Here is a 20,725-nt window from a genome sequence, read left to right as displayed (position 1 = left end):
GCTTTTCCTTCCCCTTCCCCCGGACCCCCATCCCCATCCTTTCCTAAACTTCTTGTCGCCGCCTTCGGCGGGGCATGGCGCATAAAAAAACCTCCGACTCACTGATGAGTCGGAGGTCTCAATTTTTCCAATCTTCTGGAGCGATTCGGGTGCGCAAAACCCGACAGCGACTCTCATCCCCGAGGCCGTCCCTGACTGAGCAGCCGGAGTACGCGATAAGGCTTTCGAGAGTGGGTCAGCTGTGCATTTTTTCGGGGGCAAGGTAACCGCAGCGTAGCCGTCTACGTGAGGATTGGCTTGCCCCCGAAAAATGTGCAAATGGCCCGCTATCGGAAGCCGCTTACGGCCACCCCGCCTAACCAGCCCGCCGTGCCTCAATGAGCGCCGCAGCCCGGCGTGCCAAATATGTAATCTCAGGTTTGGAGACCTGGTCGTCGGCGCCGACCGTCTCGCCCCGGTGGCGGAGCTTGTCGGTGATGAGCGAGGAGAAGAGGATGACCGGCAGGTCGCGCAGGACCGGGTCCTCCTTGACGCGCTTGCACAGGTGGTGGCCGTCCATCATGGGCATCTCGATGTCCGAGACCAGAACCTGGACGTAGTCGGTGATGGGGCGCTCCTCTTCCTGGGCGCGCTTTTTGATCTCCACCAGGCGGTCCCAGCACTCACGGCCGTTGTTGGTCTTCTCCACCTGGAACCCGGCCTGGCCGAGCATGTCGCGGATCATCTCGCGGATGAGCGGCGAGTCGTCGGCGATGAGCGCCTTGTACCCGGAGTAGCCGTCGAGCTCGAAGTTGTCGTCGAACTGGAGGCGCATGGCCGGGTTGAGCTCCGAGACGATGCGTTCCAGGTCGAGGATGAAGACGATGCGGTCGTCGAACTTGACCACGCCGGTGATGGACTCGGAGGAGAGGGCGGACACGTACTTGTTGGGCGCCTCCACGTCCTCCCAGGAGATGCGGTGGATGCGGGTCACGCCCGAGACCATGAAGGCCGAGGTGACCTGGTTGAATTCGGTGACGATGACCTTGGGCGGCTCGTTCTCCACGCGCTTCTTCTTGAGCCAGATGGACAGGTCGAGCAGGGGGATGATCCGGGAGCGCAGGTTGAAGGCCCCGAGCACGGCCGGATGGGAGACCTCGGGCATCTCCGTGACCTTGGGCATGCGGATGATCTCGAGCACCTTGGCCACGTTCACGCCGTAGAAGCCCTTGCGGCTGGGCTTGTGCCCGGCCTCGAGGGTCTGGTCTTCCTGGTTGGGTTCGGCGTCGTCGGACACCTTGGGCTCTTCCTCGAGATAGAACTCGACGATTTCCAATTCGTTGGTGCCCGCTTCAAGCAGGATGTCGGTGGTCTGGGTGGCCATGCTGATACCGCTTCCTTGTCAAGGGTATGGAATGATTAAGGCAACAAGCCTCTGTGTAAACGCTATTGGCAAATCTCGTCAACAGGCGGCCAGGGGGTATCCGGATCGACCGGTTCCAGATCACGGATGACGTCGGCGGCCCGCTCCAGGTCTTCCCAGGTCGTGCATTGCAGCAGGGAGGCGCGCAGGGAGCGGATACCCCGGAGCCCCTTGGCGTAGCGGGGTATGATGGAGCGGATCTTGCGGAAAGAGCGGCCGTCTCCCTCGAAGAGCCGGGTCAGGCGGATGTGCTCGCGCACGATCCCGGCCAGGAACGCGCCGTCGCGCACGGGCAGGGGCGCGCCCCGGCGCAGGGCGATGTACCGGGCGAATATGGACGGGTCGAACAGCGCGCCACGGGCGAACATGATCGCGTCGATGCCGGTCTCCTCGATGCAACGCGCCCCGCCCTCGGCCGAGAACAGGTCCCCGGACCCGATGACCGGGATGGACACGGCCTTTTTCAGCTCGGCCAGCTTGTCCCAGTTGGCCCGGCCCGCGAACATCTGCTTGCCGTAGCGCGGGTGCAGGGTGACCCAGTCCACGCCGACGTCCTCGAGCCGCCTGGCCAGGTCGAGGAAGACCTCCTCGCCCTTGTTGAAGCCCAGGCGGAACTTGACGCCCACGCGGCCGCCCTGGGGATGCTCGGCGGCCTTGGCCACCATGATGGAGGCCAGCCCGACCAGCTTGTCGAGGTCCTCCATGAGCTGGACCCCGGAGCCGGACTTGAGGACCTTGCGCACCGGGCAGCCCGCATTGAGGTCGAAGTTGCGGTAGCCCATGCCGACCAGTTTTTCCATGACCGGCGGGAAATATTCGGCTTCGGACCCGAAGAGCTGGAGGACCATGGGGTCGTCCTCCGGGCAGGTGGCGATGAGGCGGCGGGTGCCGGTGTTCTTGAAGGCCATGCCCTTGACCGAGACCATCTCGGAGCAGGCCGGGCCGCAGCCGTACTGGCGCACGAGCATGCGGAAGGGCAGGTCGGAATAGCCGGCCAGGGGGGCCAGCCACGGGGAATCGGGGGTAATGGTGAATCGGGTCATGTCGGGATGCACATACGGGCTCGGGTGGAGCGAGTCAAAGGAAAATGGGGGCGGGTCAGCGTTCGTAATAGCGGTCGTACAGGGTCTGGAACCGGCCCGAGGAGATCAGCCCGTTCAGGGCGGCCTGCCAGCGGCGGATAACCGCGTCGTCCACCTGGGGCGAGAAGGCGATGTAGCCCGCGGACTGGACCAGGGGCTCGGGCACGCGTCGGATGTCGGAGGGCGGTATGCCCGCCGCGTGGAGCTTTTGGATCACGGTTTCGTCCGAGGACACGGCCAGGGTGGCGGCGCCGGACTTGAGCCGGGCGAAGCATTCCAGGTAGGTGGGGGCGGTGACCACATTGGTGAAGCCTTCGGCGAGGAGCATGTTGTGGTGCTGGCTGCCGTCCACGGCGCAGATGGCCTTGGTCGCCTTGGCCGCTTCCAGCCCGTCGATGGCGCTTCCCCTGAGGCCGTAGAGGTAGTCCACCTCGCGCTGGAGCGGGCCCACCCACTTGAAGCGGGCCTCGCGCTGCGGGGTGCGGTAGACGTTGAAGAAGGCCGCGTCGGGTCGGGAGGCGAGGGCGGTCATGCCCTGGGCGAAGGAGACCTCGCGGATGCGGCCCGATATGCCCACGGCCGTCATGATCTCGTGGACCGCCTCGAGGTTGAAGGCCCGTTTGCCGGCGTGCTCGATGCCGCGCAGCTCGCCGGTGGCGGGATCGGTCCGGGCCTGTCCGGCCAGATCGTGGGTCAGGATGACCAGTCCGCCGTCGCGCGCGGGGCAGGGGGCTGCCCAGACCAGGAAGGCCAGGACAAGAACGGCCGGGAACAGGAGGACCGGAATGCGGGAGGGCAGGGGATGCCGGGAAGGTCTCATACGCTCGGAACGGGTTGCAGGGTTCTCATTCAATAAAGATAGGCCATAATTTCGCCGGGGGCTATTATTAAGGCGGGCGGGGCCTGGACGCCCAGGGAAGGGGGATTCGCAGCCTTCGGGCCGGGAAAGAATTTGAAAAAAAAAACAACTCGGGGTTGACAAAGGACCGCTTTTCTCATTACACCGGCCCGTCTTCGAGCGCAAGACGGCTCCTCCCGGGTTCGGGAAAAAAGGCCGTTGAAAACTCTTGATTTTTGACATCGCGGCGTATATAGACTTCGTTCCCGTGAGCTGGCGTAGCTCAATTGGTAGAGCAGCTGATTTGTAATCAGCCGGTTGCGGGTTCAAGTCCCATCGCCAGCTCCATAAGACACAATGGTGGGGTTCCCGAGTGGCCAAAGGGAACAGACTGTAAATCTGTCGGCATACGCCTTCGGAGGTTCAAATCCTCCCCCCACCACCATATTTTTTCGAGTCACGCTGTAGGAGGCGGTCCCAGAGTCCGTCGATGGACTACAGAGAGTGAGCGGGAATAGCTCAATTGGCTAGAGCATCAGCCTTCCAAGCTGAGGGTTGCGGGTTCGAGTCCCGTTTCCCGCTCCATTATTAGCCATCTCTCTCCTTCCATCATCCTTATATACAGTGTATGGCTGTGCTCACGTAGCTCAGTCGGTAGAGCACATCCTTGGTAAGGATGAGGTCACCGGTTCAAATCCGGTCGTGAGCTCCACGGTGTTTTTTGTTCGATTTGCTTGTCAACAAGTATTTAGAAATAGAAACCTACACAACATTTATTGATCCAGGGGGTTACTGAAATGGGTAAAGCTAAATTTGAACGTAGCAAGCCTCACGTTAACATCGGCACCATCGGTCACATCGACCATGGCAAGACCACTCTGACCGCCGCCATCACCAAGCTGGCCGCCATGGCCGGCCACGGCGAATTCGTCGCCTTCGACGAAATCGACAAGGCTCCTGAAGAGAAGGAGCGCGGCATCACCATCGCCACCGCCCACGTCGAGTACGAGACCGAGAAGCGTCACTACGCTCACGTGGACTGCCCCGGTCACGCCGACTACATCAAGAACATGATCACCGGTGCCGCTCAGATGGACGGCGCTATTCTGGTCTGCGCCGCCACCGACGGTCCCATGCCCCAGACCCGTGAGCACATCCTGCTCGCCCGTCAGGTCGGCGTGCCCGCCATGGTCGTCTTCATGAACAAGTGCGACATGGTCGATGACGAAGAGCTGCTGGAGCTGGTCGAGCTCGAGATTCGCGAGCTGCTGTCCAAGTACGAATTCCCCGGCGACGACATTCCGGTTATCCAGGGTTCCGCCCTGAAGGCCCTGGAGTGCGAGTCCGTCGACGACCCCGCCGCCAAGCCCATTTTCGCCCTGCTGGACGCCTGCGACGAGTACATCCCCGAGCCCGAGCGCGACATCGACATGCCGTTCCTCATGCCCGTGGAAGACGTTTTCTCCATCTCCGGCCGTGGTACCGTTATCACCGGTCGTGTGGAGCGCGGCATCGTCAAGGTCGGTGACGAAGTCGAAATCATCGGCATCAAGCCCACCATCAAGACCACCTGCACCGGTGTCGAGATGTTCCGCAAGCTGCTCGATCAGGGCCAGGCCGGTGACAACGTCGGTCTGCTGATCCGCGGCGTGAAGCGCGAGGAAGTGGAGCGCGGCCAGGTTGCTGCCAAGCCCGGTTCCATCACCCCGCACACCAAGTTCAAGGCCGAGGTCTACGTCCTGTCCAAGGATGAAGGCGGCCGTCACACCCCGTTCTTCACCGGCTACCGTCCGCAGTTCTACTTCCGTACGACCGACATCACCGGTGTCGTCACCCTGGATGAAGGCGTCGAGATGGTCATGCCCGGCGATAACGCAACCTTCAACGTTGAGATGATCCACCCGATCGCCATGGAAGTCGGTCTCCGCTTCGCCATCCGCGAGGGCGGCCGCACCGTCGGCGCCGGTGTCGTCACCGAGATCGTGGAGTAATCATGCGAGTCAACATTCAGCTGCAGTGCACCGAGTGCAAGCGTAAGAACTACGCTACGCAGAAGAACAAGAAGAATACTACCGGACGCCTGGAAGTGAGCAAGTATTGTCCCTGGGACAAGAAGCACACGGTCCACAAAGAGTCCAAGTAGTCTTCGATAGAGCAGGGGTATAGTTCCAACGGCTAGAACGCCGGTCTCCAAAACCGGATGTTGGGGGTTCGAATCCCTCTACCCCTGCCAACTAAGTCTTTGAAAGCGGCGCGGGGTCTTGTCGTCAAACGGCAAGGCCCCGCCACCCGCTCAATAATTTGGGATAAAGAGATATGGCCAAAAAGAAAGGCAAGAAGGTCGCTGAAAAGCAGACCGCACAGTCCCCGGCAGCCGGTCTGAAGGGCAAAATCAAGGAATTCATCGAGTTCTTTGAGGAGTCCAAGGTCGAGATCAAGAAAGTGGTCTGGCCGACCCGCAAGGAGACCGTCACCACGTGCATCGCCGTGTTGGTCGTTTCCGTGGTCATCGCTCTCTACCTGGGCGTGGTCGACTTGGCGCTCTCGAAGATCGTCGAGGCCATCCTCTCCTAGACCAAAGCTACTTGCAAAGGCTGGAACACAAAAAATGGATGCCACAATGGAAAACGCAGCGCCTCGTGCACGCTGGTACATCGTCCACACCTACTCGGGATTCGAGCAGAGGGTGGAACAGACCGTGCGTGAAATGATGCGCACCGGACAGGACAAGGGCCTCATCGAGGAAGTTGTCATGCCCACCGAGAAAATCGTCGAGATGGTCAAAGGTGAGCGGAAGACTTCCACCCGTAAGTTCTATCCGGGATACATCATGATCAAGATGATCCTGACCGACGATTCCTGGCATCTCATCCAGTCCATCCCGCGCGTGACCGGATTCGTCGGCGGCAAGAACCGTCCGACGCCCATGCGCGACAGCGAGGCGGAAAACATCCTCAACATGATGGAAAGCCGTCAGGAAAAGCCCCGTCCCAAGTTCAACTTCGAGCGCGGCGATGAGGTCCGGGTCATCGACGGCCCGTTTTCCGGCTTCAATGGTGTTGTGGAAGAAGTCAATTACGACAAGGGTAAGCTCAAAGTATCCGTCTCTATCTTCGGGCGTCAGACTCCTGTGGAGCTTGATTTTGTCCAGGTGGACAAAGGATAGCCCGGATTGTCGCTAACAGCGAAATTTCTCATCGAGGAATACAATAATGGCTAAGAAAGAATTAGGAAAGATCAAACTGCAGATCCCCGCAGGCTCCGCCAACCCTTCCCCGCCGGTCGGTCCGGCGCTGGGTCAGCACGGCGTGAACATCATGGAATTCTGCAAGGCGTTCAACGCCAGGACGCAGGACCAGAAGGGCCTGATTATTCCGGTGGTCATCACCGTGTTTGCGGACCGCTCCTTCGACTTCATCACCAAGACCCCTCCGGCGGCGGTGCTCCTGCTCAAGGCCGCAAAGCTCGAGAAGGGCTCCGGTGAACCGAACAAGACTAAGGTCGGCAAGGTCACCAAGGCCCAGATCAAAGAGATCGCCGAGTTGAAGATGGCTGACTTGAACGCCAATGACATCGAACACGCCATGCGTCAGATCGAGGGCACTGCCCGCAGCATGGGCCTCGACGTCAAGGCCTAGTGAGGTAAAGAGATATGCCTAAGCATGGAAAAAAATACCGCAACGCCGTGGGTGATCGCGACACCGCCGTTCGCGTCGATATCGAAGAGGGCGTGAAGGCCGCCGTTGCCTCCGCGTTCGCCAAGTTCGACGAGACCGTCGATGTGGCCATCAACCTGGGCGTCGATCCCAAGTACTCCGATCAGATGATCCGGGGCGCCGTCTCCCTGCCCAACGGGCTGGGCAAGGACGTTCGCGTGGCCGTCTTCTGCAGGGGGGAAAAGGAAAACGAGGCCAAGGAAGCCGGTGCCGATTATTACGGGTCCGACGATCTGGTCGAAAAGATCCAGTCCGGCTGGCTCGACTTCGACAAGGCCGTCGCCACCCCCGACATGATGGCCGTGGTCGGCAAGATCGGCCGCGTGCTCGGCCCCCGCGGCCTGATGCCCAACGCCAAGACCGGCACCGTGACCATGGACGTGGCCAAGGCCGTCTCCGAGCTCAAGGCCGGTAAGGTCGAGTTCAAGGTGGACAAGGCCGGCGTGCTGCACGCGCCCATCGGCAAGGTCTCCTTCGGCGCCGACAAGCTCCTGGAGAACCTCAGGGCTCTGCTGGACACCGTCATGCGCATGAAGCCCTCGTCCGCCAAGGGCACCTACATGAAGGCTCTGGCCGTTTCTTCCACGATGGGCCCGGGTGTCAAGATCGACCCCCTGACCGTCCGGAAGTTCCTGGAAGCCTAGTTTCAATCAATTGAATGCCGGCCCCCTTCGGGGGGCCTGTAGATAATCGCACGGAAGGTTGAGTCAGAGACGGCAGGCGGGGCTGTGTCCCCTTAAACATCCTGCTCAGACAAAGCTTTGACCTGCTTTCCGGGCCGAACGACGAGGAGTGGTAGATGAACAGGCAAGAAAAAGCCCAGATCATCGAGCAGCTGCACGAAAAAGCTTCGCGCGCCAGCATCGCCGTCGTCACCGATTTCAAGGGCATGTCCGTTGAGGAAATGACCCAGTTGCGCGCCAAGTGCTTTGAAATCGGCGTCGATTACCAAGTCGTCAAGAATACCCTGGCCCGGTTGGCTCTCAATGATACCGATCACGGTGTATTGAGCGAACATCTGAAAGAGAACTGCGCTATTGCGCTGGGTTACGACGATCCCGTCGCCCTGGCCAAGGCGTTGGCCGATTACGCCAAGACGAACAAGAAGTTCGCCATGCGTTTCGGTACTCTGGAAGGCCAGTTTCTTGACAGTGACGCAGTGAAGGAACTCTCCAAGATGCCCAGCAAGCCTGAGCTTTTGAGTTCCCTCCTCGGCACGATGCAGGCCGTACCTCGCAATTTCGTCTGTCTGTTCGCCAACATCGAGCGCAAGTTCCTGTATGCCTTGACCGCCATCAAGGAACAGAAGGAAGCCGCGTAAACAACAGGTTCAAAGCGAATCAATTTCAAGGAGATTTATCATGGCTGATATCACCAAAGAACAGGTTGTCGAGTTCATCGGCAACATGACCGTCCTGGAACTGTCCGAATTCATCAAAGAGCTCGAAGACGTCTTCGGTGTCGAGGCTGCCGCCCCGGCCGTTGCCGTTGCCGCCGCTCCCGCCGGTGGTGGCGACGCCGCCGCCGAGGAAGAGCAGACCGAGTTCAACGTCATCCTGACCGGTGCCGGCAGCAACAAGATTGCCGTCATCAAGGCCGTCCGCGCCCTCACCGGCCTGGGCCTGAAGGAAGCCAAGGCTCTGGTCGACGAAGCTCCCAAGGCCCTGAAGGAAGGCGTGTCCAAGGACGAGGCTGACGAGGCTGCCAAGCAGCTGCAGGAAGCCGGCGCCGAAGTTGAAGTTAAGTAACTTCAATCTCTTAAGCTGACAAAGCAAAGAGCGCTCGCCCTCTCAAAAAGGGCGTTGCGCTCTTTGCTCTGTATGTATATATAATGGTTTAATCGCCTTTCGCTATTGGGTTCAGCCGCTGTATGATGCAAATCTGCTCCTCGTCGGTGTGCCGGGTTTTTGGTTCCGGCTACAGCTTATCTACCCATTTTTCGCACCGGTCGCTCTAGCCGACCGATGCGCCAGACAGAGGGCAAGGGCCTGGTGCCCCGCGCCCCAACCATCAACCGCTCATGCATGAGGGTACAATGGGTCAACTGAGAAAAAAATTCGGCAAAATCGTCAACACGCTCCCCATCCCGCACCTGCTGGAGCTTCAGGTGGATTCGTACAATCGTTTCCTCCAGGCGGATACTCCGCCAGCCAGCCGGGGTGACTTCGGGCTCGAGGGCGTGTTCAGGTCCGTTTTTCCCATTGAAGATTTCAACAAGACCGCTAGCCTTGATTTCGTGTCCTATGAAATCGGCGAACCAAAATACGACGTCGATGAGTGCATCTCCAAGGGTCTGACCTACGAGACGCCCATCCGTATAACCGTCCGTCTCGTAGTTTTTGACGTGGATGAAGAGACCGACAACCGCACGATTCGCGACATCAAGGAACAGGACATATACTTCGGGACGCTCCCGCTGATGACCGAGAAGGGCACCTATGTCATCAACGGCACCGAGCGCGTCATCGTAAACCAGTTGCAGCGCTCCCCGGGCATCATCTTCGAGCATGACTCGGGCAAGTCCCACTCCAGCCGCAAGGTCCTCTATTCGAGCCGCATCATCCCCATGCGCGGGTCCTGGCTGGACTTCGACTTCGACCACAAGGACATCCTCTACGTCCGCATCGACCGCCGCCGCAAGATGCCCGTGACCATTCTGTTGAAGGCCATGGGACTGTCGCGCGCCGACATCCTCGACTACTTCTACGACATCGAGTCCTACACCCTGCTCAAGACCAAGGTCACGCGCACGGTGGTGGCGGAGCAGTACCGCAAGGAAGTCGCCTTCGCCGACATCGAGGTCGACGGCAAGCCCATCGTCAAGAAGGGCACCGACATCACCAGGGGCGCCTGGAAGAAGCTGATCCGCAGCGAGGTCAAGGCCATCGAGGTCGACCCCGACTCCCTGATCGGCCAGTTCCTGGCGCGCGACATGGTGGACAAGAACGGCGAGGTCATCGCCGAGGCCGCCGAGGAGGTCACTCCGGACCTGCTGGACAAGCTCCGCGACGCCAAGATCAAGGACCTGGACGTGCTGCACACCCGCGGCATGGAGGTTTCGTCCTCCCTGCGCGACACCCTGTTGCTCGACAAGACCACGGACATGGAGTCCGCGCAGATCGAGATATACCGCAGGCTGCGTCCCAGCTCCCCGCCCACGCCCGAGATCGCGGCCAGCTTCTTCGAGAATCTGTTCCGCTCCTCCGACTACTACGACCTGTCCAGCGTGGGCCGCTACAAGCTCAACTCCCGTCTGAACCAGGAAGTGGACCTGTCCATCCGCACCCTGACCAACGAGGACATCCTTCTCGCGGTCAAGGAACTCATGCGCCTCAAGGACTCCCACGGCCCGGCGGACGACATCGACCACCTGGGCAACCGCCGCGTGCGCCCCGTGGGCGAGCTGGTCGAGAACCAGTACCGCATCGGCCTGGTCCGCATGGAGCGCGCCATCAAGGAGCGCATGTCCCTGCAGGAAGTGGCCACCCTGATGCCCCATGACCTGATCAACCCCAAGCCGGTTGCCGCCGTGCTCAAGGAGTTCTTCGGAACCTCCCAGCTCAGCCAGTTCATGGACCAGACCAACCCGCTCTCCGAGGTCACCCACAAGCGCCGCCTGTCGGCACTGGGACCCGGCGGCCTGACCCGCGAACGCGCGGGCTTCGAGGTGCGCGACGTGCACACCTCGCACTACGGCCGCATCTGCCCGATCGAGACTCCGGAAGGTCCGAACATCGGTCTGATCGTCTCCCTGACCACCTACGCCAAGGTCAACGACTACGGGTTCATCGAGACCCCGTACCGCAAGGTGGTGGACAGGAAGATCACCGACGTGATCACCTATATGGATGCCTCCAAGGAGGCCAAGGAAGTGGTGGCCCAGGCCAACGCTCCCCTGGACGGGAACGGCGTCTTCACCAACCCGCGCGTCAATGCGCGTCTGGCTGGCGACGTTCAGCTGACCGCCGCCGAAGACGTCACCTGCATGGACATCAGCCCGAGCCAGACGGTCTCCATCTCGGCCGCGTTGATTCCGTTCCTGGAGCACGACGACGCCAACCGCGCGCTGATGGGCTCCAACATGATGCGCCAGGCCGTGCCCCTTCTCCAGGCCGAGGAGCCGCTCGTCGGCACCGACATGGAAGGCCCGGTCGCCCGCGACTCCGGGGCCTGCGTGCTGGCCAAGGAAGACGGCGTGATCCACTACGTGGACGCTGAGCGCATCATCATCAACTACGATAACGGGCTGTTCCCCGACACCGGCGGAGCCAAGCACTACGAACTGCAGAAGTGGCACAAGTCCAACCAGAACTCCTGCTTCGGCCAGACGCCCCGCGTCCAGGTCGGGCAGCGGGTGAAGAAGGGCGACGTCCTGGCCGACGGCCCGGGCATCGACCACGGCGAGCTTGCCCTGGGCAAGAACCTTCTCGTGGCCTTCATGCCCTGGTGCGGTTTCAACTACGAGGACTCCGTGCTCATCTCCGAGCGCATGGTCAAGGAAGACGTGTACACCTCGATCCACATCGAGGAGTTCGAACTCGTCGCCCGTGACACCAAGCTCGGACCCGAGGAAGTGACCCGGGACATCTCCAACGTCTCCGAGGAAATGCTTCGGAACCTGGACGAATGCGGCATCATCCGCATCGGTGCCCGGATTAAGCCCGACGACATCATGGTCGGCAAGATCACGCCCAAGGGCGAGACCCAGCTGACCCCGGAAGAGAAGCTGCTGCGCGCCATCTTCGGCGACAAGGCCCGCGACGTGAAGAACACCTCGCTGAAGGTACCGCCGGGAATCGCCGGCACCATCGTCGACGTGAAGGTCTTCAACCGCCGCTCCGGCGAGAAGGACGACCGCACCAAGGCCATCGAGGACGCCGAACTGGCGGCCTTCGACGTCAAGGAGCAGAAGCACGTCGCCGCACTGACCGACGCGATCCGCGAGAAGATCTGGACCGTGCTCGAGGGCGCCCAGCTGAAGAAGGATCTGATCGGTCCCAAGAAGACGACCCTGTGCAAGTCCGGCGAGATCATCGACCGCGAGGCCGTTGACGCCGTGCCGGTCAAGAAGCTTATCGGCCTGTTCGACCGCGAGGCCAACGACCAGCTCAAGCTGATCGCGGCCGACTACGAGCAGCAGATCGCCTTCATTAAGAATATATATGACGTCAAGCGCGAGAAAGTGACCGAGGGCGACGACCTGCCTCCGGGCGTGATCAAGATGGTCAAGGTCTATGTCGCGGTGAAGCGCAAGCTCTCCGTGGGCGACAAGATGGCCGGCCGCCACGGCAACAAGGGTGTCGTGTCCTGCATCCTGCCCGAAGAGGACATGCCGTTCTTCGAGGACGGCACCTCCATGGACATCGTCCTGAACCCCCTGGGCGTTCCCTCCCGAATGAACATCGGGCAGATCATGGAAACGCACCTGGGCATGGCCGGCCGCAAGCTCGGCCAGCAGGTCCAGCAGATGCTCGAGGAGAGCGACAAGTCCCTCAAGGCCATCCGCGAGGAAGTCAAGTCCATCCTCGACACCGGCGACATGAACGAGCTCATCGACTCCATGTCCGACGAGGAGTTCGTGGAAGCGGTCAAGAAGCTGAAGAACGGCATCGTCGCCAAGACTCCGGTCTTCGACGGCGCCGAGGAAGAGGGCATCTGGGGCTGGTTGGAAAAGGCCGGTCTCGCCTCGGACGGCAAGTTCGTGCTCTACGACGGCCGCACCGGCGAACCGTTCCACAACCGCGTCACCGTGGGCATCATGTACTACCTCAAGCTGCACCACCTGGTTGACGAGAAGATCCATGCCCGGTCCACCGGACCTTACTCCCTGGTCACGCAGCAGCCTCTGGGCGGTAAGGCCCAGTTCGGCGGCCAGCGTCTGGGCGAGATGGAAGTCTGGGCCCTTGAGGCCTACGGCGCCGCCTATCTTCTGCAGGAGTTCCTGACCGTCAAGTCCGACGATGTCCAGGGCCGCGTGAAGATGTACGAGAAAATCGTCAAGGGCGACAACTTCCTGGAAGCCGGTCTGCCGGAATCCTTCAACGTCCTGGTCAAGGAACTCATGTCGCTGGGTCTGGACGTGACCCTGCACTACGAGGACCGCAAGCAGCGTCCCGGCCAGCAGCCGCAGCAGCCCGCCATTCCGGCGGGGCCGCAACCGCTGGTGGACTAGCGCCGGACGTTCACAAGGTAATAGGCCCGGCCGGCCGTGAAAGGCCGGCCGGGCATGAGATAACATTTTACGATAGGGGATATCCATGACGTTGGACGATCTGTTCACCTTACGTGGAGCGCCGAACGCGGCTGCACAAGGCCGTAATCTTAAGGCTATCCAGATATCCATAGCTGCGCCCGAAACCATCCGGGAGTGGTCCTACGGTGAAGTCAAGAAACCGGAGACCATCAACTACCGGACCTTCAAACCGGAGCGGGACGGCCTGTTCTGCGCCAAGATCTTCGGTCCGGTGAAGGACTACGAGTGCAACTGCGGCAAATATAAGCGCATGAAGCATCGCGGCATCGTCTGCGAGAAGTGCGGCGTCGAGGTCATCGCCTCCAAGGTCCGGCGCGAGCGCATGGGCCATATCGAACTGGCCGCGCCCGTGGCGCACATCTGGTTCCTGAAGACGCTGCCGTCCAAGATCGGCACGCTCCTCGACATCACCATGGCCGATCTGGAAAAGGTCCTGTACTTCGACTCCTTCATCGTGCTCGATCCGGGCGAGACCCCGCTCAAGAAGCACCAGGTCGTTTCCGAGGACCAGTACTTCCAGGTCATCGACCACTTCGGCGAGGACGCCCTGACCGTGGGCATGGGCGCGGAGACCGTCCGGACCATGCTCCAGGCCCTGGACCTGCCGACCCTGCGCACCGAATTGCGCGAGGAGTCGCAGACCACCCGGTCCCAGACCAAGAAGAAGAAAATCACCAAGCGGCTGAAGATCGTCGAGGCCTTCCTCGAGTCCGGCAACAAGCCCGAGTGGATGATCATGGAAGTGATTCCCATCATCCCGCCCGAGCTGCGCCCGCTGGTCCCCCTGGACGGCGGCCGTTTCGCCACCTCGGACCTCAACGACCTGTACCGCCGCGTCATCAACCGCAACAACCGCCTGAAGCGGCTGCTTGAGCTCGGCGCGCCCGAGATCATCATCCGCAACGAAAAGCGCATGTTGCAGGAGGCCGTGGACGCACTGTTCGACAACGGCCGCCGCGGCCGGGCCATCACCGGCACCAACGGCCGCCCGCTCAAGTCCCTGTCCGACATGATCAAGGGCAAGCAGGGCCGGTTCCGCCAGAACCTGCTCGGCAAGCGCGTCGACTACTCCGGCCGTTCGGTCATCGTCGTCGGTCCGAAGCTCAAGCTGCACCAGTGCGGTCTGCCCAAGAAGATGGCGCTTGAGCTGTTCAAGCCGTTCATCTACTCCGAGCTGGAGAAACGCGAGATCGCCACGACCATCAAGTCCGCAAAGAAGATGGTCGAGCGCGAAGACCTGGTCGTCTGGGATATCCTGGAGGACGTGGTCCGCGAGTACCCGATCATGCTCAACCGCGCCCCGACCCTGCACCGCCTGGGCATCCAGGCCTTCGAGCCGCTGCTCGTCGAGGGCAAGGCCATCCAGCTGCACCCGCTCGTCTGTTCCGCCTACAACGCAGACTTCGACGGCGACCAGATGGCCGTGCACGTGCCGTTGTCCGTGGAGGCGCAGATCGAATGCCGCGTGCTGATGATGTCCTCCAACAACATCCTCAGCCCGTCCAACGGCTCGCCGATCATCAACCCGTCCCAGGACATCGTCCTGGGCCTGTACTACCTGACCACGCCGCGTTCCTTCGAGAAGGGCGAGGGCATGATCTTCTCGAGCCCCGAGGAGGTCATCTCCGCCTACGACTTCGGCGCGGTCGGCATTCACGCCCGCATCAAGGTGCGCATGAATGGCGAGATCCACGAGACCACCACCGGCCGCATCATCGTTTCCGAGCTGCTGCCCGAAAAGGTCCCGTTCGAGCTGGTCAACTGCGTGCTGAACAAGAAGAACATCGCCGCCCTGGTCTCCGGCGCCTACCGTCTGGCGGGCACCAAGGCCACGGTCATCCTGTGCGACCGCATCAAGGACCTGGGTTACGAGTACGCCACCCGCGCCGGTGTGACCATCGGCGTCAAGGACCTCAAGATCCCGGCCAACAAGCCCAAGATGCTGGCGACGGCCAACGCCGAAGTGGACGAGATCGAGAACCAGTTCCAGGACGGCATCATCACCCGTACCGAGAAATACAACAAGATCGTCGACGTCTGGACCAAGGTGACCAACGACATCTCCAACGAAATGATGCAGGAGATGTCCACCGACGTGCTGACCGATCCCAAGACCGGCAACACCGAGGTCAACTCGAGCTTCAACCCCATCTACATGATGGCCACCTCCGGCGCTCGAGGCAACCAGGACCAGATGCGGCAGCTGGCCGGCATGCGCGGTCTGATGGCCAAGCCCTCGGGCGAGATCATCGAGACCCCGATCACCGCGTCCTTCCGCGAAGGTCTGTCCGTCCTGCAGTACTTCATCTCCACCCACGGCGCACGAAAGGGCCTGGCCGACACCGCGCTCAAGACCGCGAACTCCGGCTACCTGACCCGTCGCCTGGTCGACGTCGTCCAGGACGTGACCGTGTCCGAGCTGGACTGCGGTACCGTGGACGGCCTGGAGCTGACCCACTACATCAAGGGCGGTGAGATCAAGCAGCGGTTGGCCGAGCGGGTGCTGGGCCGCGTGACCATGTTCGACACCTACGACGAGGAGACCGGCGAGCTGGTCATCCCCGCCAACACCATGATCGACGCCCAGTACGCCAAGAAGCTCGATGCTTCCGGCGTGAACTCCATCGTCATCCGCTCGGGCCTGACCTGCAAGTCCAAGCAGGGCGTTTGCGCCATGTGCTACGGACGCGACCTGGCCCGGGGCCATCTGGTCAACGTGGGTGAGACCGTCGGCATCATCGCCGCGCAGTCCATCGGTGAGCCCGGCACCCAGCTGACCATGCGTACCTTCCACATCGGCGGTACCGCATCCAAGGAGATCGAGTCCTCGAGCATCGAGTCGCAGCACAACGGCCGCGTGATCACCTCGCGCATGCGCACCGTCGTCAACTCCGAAGGCGACAAGATGGTGCTCGGCAAGAGCTGCCAGGTGGGCATCGTGGACGAGCAGGGCCGCGAGCGCGAGAAATACGTGCTCCCGTCCGGCGCCCGTCTGCTGGTGGACGAGGGCCAGGAGGTCAAGAAGGGCACTCCGCTGGCCGAATGGGATCCGTACATGGAGCCGTTCATCGTCGACGTGTCCGGCGCGATCAAGTTCAAGGACATCATCGAAGGGAAGACCGTCCAGGAGGACCGTACCTCCAAGGCGTCCTTTACCATCATGGAATACCGGACGACCAACTACCGTCCGGCCGTCACCCTGCTGGGCGACGACGGCAAGCCCGTCCACCGTCCCGGCACCGACATCGACGCGAACTTCGCCATGCCCGTGGGCGCCATTCTCATGGTCAAGGACGGCGACAAGGTCCGCGCCGGCGACGTCATCGCACGTAAGCCCCGCGAATCCTCCAAGACCAAGGACATCGTCGGCGGTCTGCCGCGCGTCGCCGAGCTCTTCGAGGTGCGCAAGCCCAAGGACCTGGGCGTCGTTTCGTCCATCGACGGCGTCGTCACCTTCGGTGCCGAGACCAAGGGCAAGCGGAAGGTCGTGGTCACTCCCGAAACCGGTGACGCCCAGGAATTCCTCATTCCCAAGGGCAAGCACATCACCGTCCAGGAGTCCGACTTCGTCGAGGCCGGCGACCTGCTGACCGAAGGCTCCCCGGAACTGCACGACATCCTGCGGATCAAGGGCGAAAAGCACCTGGCCCGCTACCTGGTCGAAGAGATCCAGGACGTGTACCGCTTCCAGGGCGTCAACATCAACGACAAGCACATCGAGATCATCGTGCGCCAGATGCTCAAGAAGGTCTCGATCCTGAACCCCGGCTCCACCTCCTTCCTCATCGGCGAGCAGGTGGACAAGATGCGGTTCATGGAGGAGAACGCCCGGGTCGCGGCCGAGGGCGGCAAGCCCGCGGTGGCAGAAACCCTGGTCCTGGGCATCACCCAGGCCTCCCTGTCCACGGACTCCTTCATCTCGGCCGCCTCGTTCCAGGAGACCACCAAGGTCCTGACCGAGGCCTCCCTGAAGGGCAAGACCGACTATCTGCACGGTCTGAAGGAAAACGTCATCGTGGGCCGGTTGGTGCCCGCCGGAACCGGATTCCGCAAGTACACGGATTCCGAGATCAGCGTGCCCGACCAGCCCGAACGCCCCGACAAGTTCCTTGAGGAGTTGGAGGATAGCCCGCTCCTGGTGGACGTGCCGCTGGTGTAGCGCAGCCGAAATTAATAACTCGGCAGCGTTTGATATAACTGATTGAAAAAGTTGGAGAGGCGACGCCTCTCCAACTTTTTTGCCGGTCCGGACCCAAAAGTACGCATGCTCGGCGGGCGAAATGCCTTGACAATGTTCGAGCGAATGGGGTACTTGCGGTCCTCTTTGCGCATGAATTGCGCGCGGGTATCGTATTAACTAATGATTGGAGGATGAATGCCCACCATTAACCAGCTCATCCGTAAAGGCCGCGAAGCGCAGCCCAAACGGAAGAAAACCCCGGCCCTGATGGAATGCCCTCAGCGTCGAGGCGTTTGCACCAGGGTGTACACCACGACCCCGAAGAAGCCGAACTCCGCTCTTCGTAAGGTCGCTCGTGTTCGCCTGACCAACGGCATGGAAGTCACCGCCTATATCGGTGGTGAGGGCCATAACCTGCAGGAACACTCCGTGGTCCTGATCCGCGGCGGCCGTGTGAAGGACCTTCCCGGTGTCCGTTACCACATCGTTCGCGGTACCCTCGATACCTCCGGTGTCGACGATCGTCGCCGCGGCCGTTCCAAGTACGGCACCAAGCGCCCGAAATAAGGTTATAGCTTTTTTCGCAATGCCCGGGGTGGGATGACAAAGTAGGGCGGAGGCTGCCCGAAATAATGTCCCCCCGGCCGAAATTCAAGGAGAAAAAAATGCCTCGTAAAGGTCCTGTCGCCAAGCGGCAGATCCTGCCGGATCCTGTATACGGCAGCAAGCTCATCACCCGCTTCATCAACCGTCTGATGCTGGACGGCAAGAAGTCCACTGCGGAACATATTTTCTACAAGGCCATCGAGATCCTGGCCGAGAAGACCAACGAAGATCCCTTGCGGGCCTTCGAGAAGTGCCTGGACAACATCCGTCCGGCCCTGGAGGTCAAGTCCCGCCGCGTCGGCGGTGCGACGTACCAGGTGCCCATGGAAGTGCGTCCCGACCGTCAGACCGCCCTGGCCATCCGCTGGGCCATCGCTTACGCCCGCGGCCGCGGCGAGAAGGGCATGGTCGCCCGCCTGTCCGGCGAGCTGCTGGACGCCTTCAACAACCGTGGCGGCGCAGTGAAGAAGCGCGAAGACACCCACAAGATGGCTGAAGCCAACAAGGCTTTCGCTCACTACCGCTGGTAGTCACGGAGAAGTACAGTGGCGAGAAAAGTACCCAGAGACAAACAGCGCAATATTGGTATCATGGCCCACATCGATGCGGGCAAGACTACCACTACCGAGCGAATCCTGTTCTACACCGGCGTGTCCCACAAGATCGGTGAGGTCCATGACGGCGAAGCCACCATGGACTGGATGGTTCAGGAGCAGGAGCGCGGCATCACGATCACGTCTGCCGCCACCACCTGCTTCTGGCGCGAACACCGCATCAACATCATCGACACCCCGGGCCACGTGGACTTCACCATGGAAGTCGAGCGTGCCCTGCGCGTCCTGGACGGCGCCGTCGCCGTCTTCGACTCCGTCGCGGGCGTCGAGCCCCAGTCCGAGACCGTGTGGCGTCAGGCCGACCGGTATCATGTGCCCCGCATGGCCTTCGTCAACAAGATGGACCGCATCGGCGCGGACTTTTTCCGTTGCGTCAGCATGATGAAGACCCGCCTGGGCGCCAAGGCTGTTCCTCTGCAGCTGCCCATCGGGGCCGAGGACGACTTTGAAGGCGTCGTCGACCTGATCGAGGGCAAGGCCTATATCTACGACCATCTGGATCACGGCGCGAGCTTCACCACCACCGAAGTGCCGACCCACCTCCAGGACCAGTACGAAGAGATGCGCGCCGAGATGATCGAAGCCATCGCCGAGGAGGACGAAAGCCTGCTCGAGAAGTACATGGCCGAAGAGGAGCTGACCCCCGAGGAGATCCGCGAGGGCGTGCGCAAGGCCACCACGAGCCTGTCCATCTGTCCGGTCCTGTGCGGCACCGCGTTCCGCAACAAGGGCGTGCAGCCGCTGCTCGACGCCGTTGTCGACTACCTGCCCAGCCCGTTGGACATCCCGACCATGAAGGGCATGGATCCGCAGAACGCCGAGACCATCATCGAGTGCCCCTGCGACGACGACGAGCCCATGGCCGCCCTGGCCTTCAAGCTCATGACCGACCCCTTCGTCGGTCACCTGACCTTCCTGCGTCTCTACTCGGGCAAGATCGAGTCCGGCGCCACGTTCATGAACGCGGCCACCGGGAAGAAGGAGCGCATTGGTCGTCTCTTGAAAATGCACGCCAACAAGCGTGAGGAAATTAAAGAGGCATACGCCGGCGACATCGTCGCCGCCGTCGGCCTCAAGAACGTGGCCACCGGCGATACCCTGTGCGACCTCAAGCGCGCTGTGGTTCTGGAGTCCCTGGACATCCCCGAGCCGGTTATCGAAGTGGCCATCGAACCCAAGACCAAGGCAGACCGCGACACCCTGTCCGCGGCCCTCGTCAAGCTGTCCAAGGAGGATCCGTCCTTCCGAGTCAAGGGCGACGAGGAAACCGGACAGACCCTGATCGCCGGAATGGGTGAGTTGCACCTCGAGATCATCGTTGACCGCCTCCTGCGCGAGTTCAACGTGAACGCCAACGTGGGCGCGCCCCGCGTGGCCTATCGAGAGACCATCTCCGCCGCGAAAAAGGTCGATGTCAAGCATGCCAAGCAGTCTGGTGGTCGTGGCCAGTACGGCCACGTCGTCATCGAGGTCGAGCCCAACCCCGAGAAGGGCTACGAGTTCGTTGACGAGATCAAGGGCGGCGTGATTCCCAAGGAATACATCCCCGCCGTGGACAAGGGCATCCAGGATGCCATGAAGAACGGCATCGTGGCCGGGTTCCCGGTCGTCGATGTGAAGGTCAAACTGGTTTTCGGCTCCTTCCATGAAGTCGACTCCAGCGAACAGGCCTTCTACATTGCCGGTTCTCTGGCCATCAAGGAAGCCTGCAGAGGCGCCAAGCCGGTACTGCTCGAGCCGATCATGTCGGTGGAAGTGGTCACCCCCGAGGACTACCTCGGCGATGTCATGGGAGACTTGAACGGCCGCCGCGGCCGGGTGGGCGAAATGGAAGCCCGCACGGGCGTGCAGGTCATCCGGTCCTTCGTGCCGCTGTCCGAGATGTTCGGTTACGCCACGGATCTTCGTTCGAAGACCCAGGGCCGGGCGACCTTCACCATGCAGTTCGACCACTACGAGAGGTTGCCGAACAACTTGGCCGAAGAATTGATGAAAGGAAACGACTAAACGTAGAGCCTAGGATTTTCCCTTTGC

16 protein-coding genes and 5 tRNA genes are annotated in these 20,725 nt (G+C 61.4%); 18 read left to right on the top strand and 3 right to left on the bottom strand.

Features of this window, described 5'->3' with window-relative positions; genetic code table 11:
• Positions 1 to 355 precede the first annotated feature (355 nt).
• The 3 genes from AB6M95_RS13800 to AB6M95_RS13790 form a co-directional block, all read right to left on the bottom strand.
• Positions 356 to 1,363 carry a chemotaxis protein gene (locus AB6M95_RS13800; RefSeq protein WP_371387327.1) on the bottom strand — a complete coding sequence of 336 codons (1,008 nt, stop codon included), beginning with the start codon at positions 1,361 to 1,363 and terminating at the stop codon, positions 356 to 358.
• Positions 1,364 to 1,425: 62 nt separating this feature from the next.
• Complete coding sequence (locus AB6M95_RS13795) at positions 1,426 to 2,445, bottom strand: tRNA dihydrouridine synthase (RefSeq protein WP_371387326.1); 1,020 nt, start codon at positions 2,443 to 2,445, stop codon at positions 1,426 to 1,428.
• A gap of 55 nt (positions 2,446 to 2,500) precedes the next feature.
• Complete coding sequence (locus tag AB6M95_RS13790) at positions 2,501 to 3,304, bottom strand: substrate-binding periplasmic protein (protein ID WP_371387325.1); 804 nt, start codon at positions 3,302 to 3,304, stop codon at positions 2,501 to 2,503.
• 290 nt (positions 3,305 to 3,594) lie between these two features.
• On the opposite strand from AB6M95_RS13790, the gene AB6M95_RS13785 reads away from it, so the two are divergent.
• From AB6M95_RS13785 to fusA, 18 genes are all read left to right on the top strand, one after another.
• Positions 3,595 to 3,670, top strand: a tRNA-Thr gene (locus AB6M95_RS13785).
• An 11-nt stretch (positions 3,671 to 3,681) separates the two neighbouring features.
• Positions 3,682 to 3,767: transfer RNA gene (locus AB6M95_RS13780), tRNA-Tyr, on the top strand.
• Between the two features lie 63 nt (positions 3,768 to 3,830).
• Positions 3,831 to 3,907 (top strand) — tRNA-Gly (locus tag AB6M95_RS13775).
• Positions 3,908 to 3,958: 51 nt separating this feature from the next.
• A tRNA-Thr gene (locus AB6M95_RS13770) sits at positions 3,959 to 4,034 on the top strand.
• A gap of 85 nt (positions 4,035 to 4,119) precedes the next feature.
• Positions 4,120 to 5,313 (top strand): elongation factor Tu, encoded by a 1,194-nt coding sequence (tuf, locus tag AB6M95_RS13765; RefSeq protein WP_371387324.1) that lies wholly within the window; start codon positions 4,120 to 4,122, stop codon positions 5,311 to 5,313.
• Positions 5,314 to 5,315: 2 nt separating this feature from the next.
• Positions 5,316 to 5,465: a 50S ribosomal protein L33 gene (rpmG, locus tag AB6M95_RS13760; protein ID WP_071546590.1), complete on the top strand. Its 150-nt coding sequence runs from the start codon at positions 5,316 to 5,318 to the stop codon at positions 5,463 to 5,465.
• A 13-nt stretch (positions 5,466 to 5,478) separates the two neighbouring features.
• Positions 5,479 to 5,555, top strand: a tRNA-Trp gene (locus AB6M95_RS13755).
• 83 nt (positions 5,556 to 5,638) lie between these two features.
• Positions 5,639 to 5,896, top strand: coding sequence for a preprotein translocase subunit SecE (gene secE / locus AB6M95_RS13750; RefSeq protein ID WP_371387323.1), 258 nt, complete (start codon positions 5,639 to 5,641; stop codon positions 5,894 to 5,896).
• Between the two features lie 34 nt (positions 5,897 to 5,930).
• Positions 5,931 to 6,488, top strand: a complete 558-nt coding sequence (gene nusG, locus AB6M95_RS13745) for a transcription termination/antitermination protein NusG (protein WP_066807267.1) — start codon at positions 5,931 to 5,933, stop codon at positions 6,486 to 6,488.
• A 46-nt stretch (positions 6,489 to 6,534) separates the two neighbouring features.
• The gene (gene rplK, locus AB6M95_RS13740; RefSeq protein ID WP_371387322.1) at positions 6,535 to 6,960 is read left to right on the top strand and encodes a 50S ribosomal protein L11; all 426 of its coding nucleotides are present in this window, start codon (positions 6,535 to 6,537) and stop codon (positions 6,958 to 6,960) included.
• A 14-nt stretch (positions 6,961 to 6,974) separates the two neighbouring features.
• Positions 6,975 to 7,682 (top strand): 50S ribosomal protein L1, encoded by a 708-nt coding sequence (gene rplA, locus AB6M95_RS13735; protein WP_371387321.1) that lies wholly within the window; start codon positions 6,975 to 6,977, stop codon positions 7,680 to 7,682.
• Between the two features lie 155 nt (positions 7,683 to 7,837).
• On the top strand, positions 7,838 to 8,359 hold the full coding sequence (gene rplJ / locus AB6M95_RS13730; protein WP_071546598.1) for a 50S ribosomal protein L10: 522 nt from the start codon (positions 7,838 to 7,840) through the stop codon (positions 8,357 to 8,359).
• A 40-nt stretch (positions 8,360 to 8,399) separates the two neighbouring features.
• Positions 8,400 to 8,786 (top strand): 50S ribosomal protein L7/L12, encoded by a 387-nt coding sequence (gene rplL / locus AB6M95_RS13725; protein ID WP_371387320.1) that lies wholly within the window; start codon positions 8,400 to 8,402, stop codon positions 8,784 to 8,786.
• Positions 8,787 to 9,073: 287 nt separating this feature from the next.
• Positions 9,074 to 13,210: a DNA-directed RNA polymerase subunit beta gene (gene rpoB, locus AB6M95_RS13720; RefSeq protein WP_371387319.1), complete on the top strand. Its 4,137-nt coding sequence runs from the start codon at positions 9,074 to 9,076 to the stop codon at positions 13,208 to 13,210.
• An 85-nt stretch (positions 13,211 to 13,295) separates the two neighbouring features.
• The gene (gene rpoC, locus AB6M95_RS13715) at positions 13,296 to 17,450 is read left to right on the top strand and encodes a DNA-directed RNA polymerase subunit beta' (RefSeq protein WP_371387318.1); all 4,155 of its coding nucleotides are present in this window, start codon (positions 13,296 to 13,298) and stop codon (positions 17,448 to 17,450) included.
• A gap of 216 nt (positions 17,451 to 17,666) precedes the next feature.
• Positions 17,667 to 18,038: a 30S ribosomal protein S12 gene (gene rpsL / locus AB6M95_RS13710; RefSeq protein ID WP_014324023.1), complete on the top strand. Its 372-nt coding sequence runs from the start codon at positions 17,667 to 17,669 to the stop codon at positions 18,036 to 18,038.
• A gap of 98 nt (positions 18,039 to 18,136) precedes the next feature.
• Complete coding sequence (gene rpsG, locus AB6M95_RS13705; RefSeq protein ID WP_371387317.1) at positions 18,137 to 18,607, top strand: 30S ribosomal protein S7; 471 nt, start codon at positions 18,137 to 18,139, stop codon at positions 18,605 to 18,607.
• 15 nt (positions 18,608 to 18,622) lie between these two features.
• Positions 18,623 to 20,698 carry an elongation factor G gene (fusA, locus tag AB6M95_RS13700; protein WP_371387316.1) on the top strand — a complete coding sequence of 692 codons (2,076 nt, stop codon included), beginning with the start codon at positions 18,623 to 18,625 and terminating at the stop codon, positions 20,696 to 20,698.
• Positions 20,699 to 20,725 lie beyond the last annotated feature (27 nt).

Origin of the sequence: Pseudodesulfovibrio karagichevae, from assembly GCF_041414475.1 — a bacterium.
In the GTDB taxonomy this organism is placed as follows: Bacteria; Desulfobacterota; Desulfovibrionia; order Desulfovibrionales; family Desulfovibrionaceae; genus Pseudodesulfovibrio; species Pseudodesulfovibrio karagichevae.
Note: the sequence above shows the minus strand (reverse complement) of the source record. Positions and strands in the feature narration are given on the sequence as shown.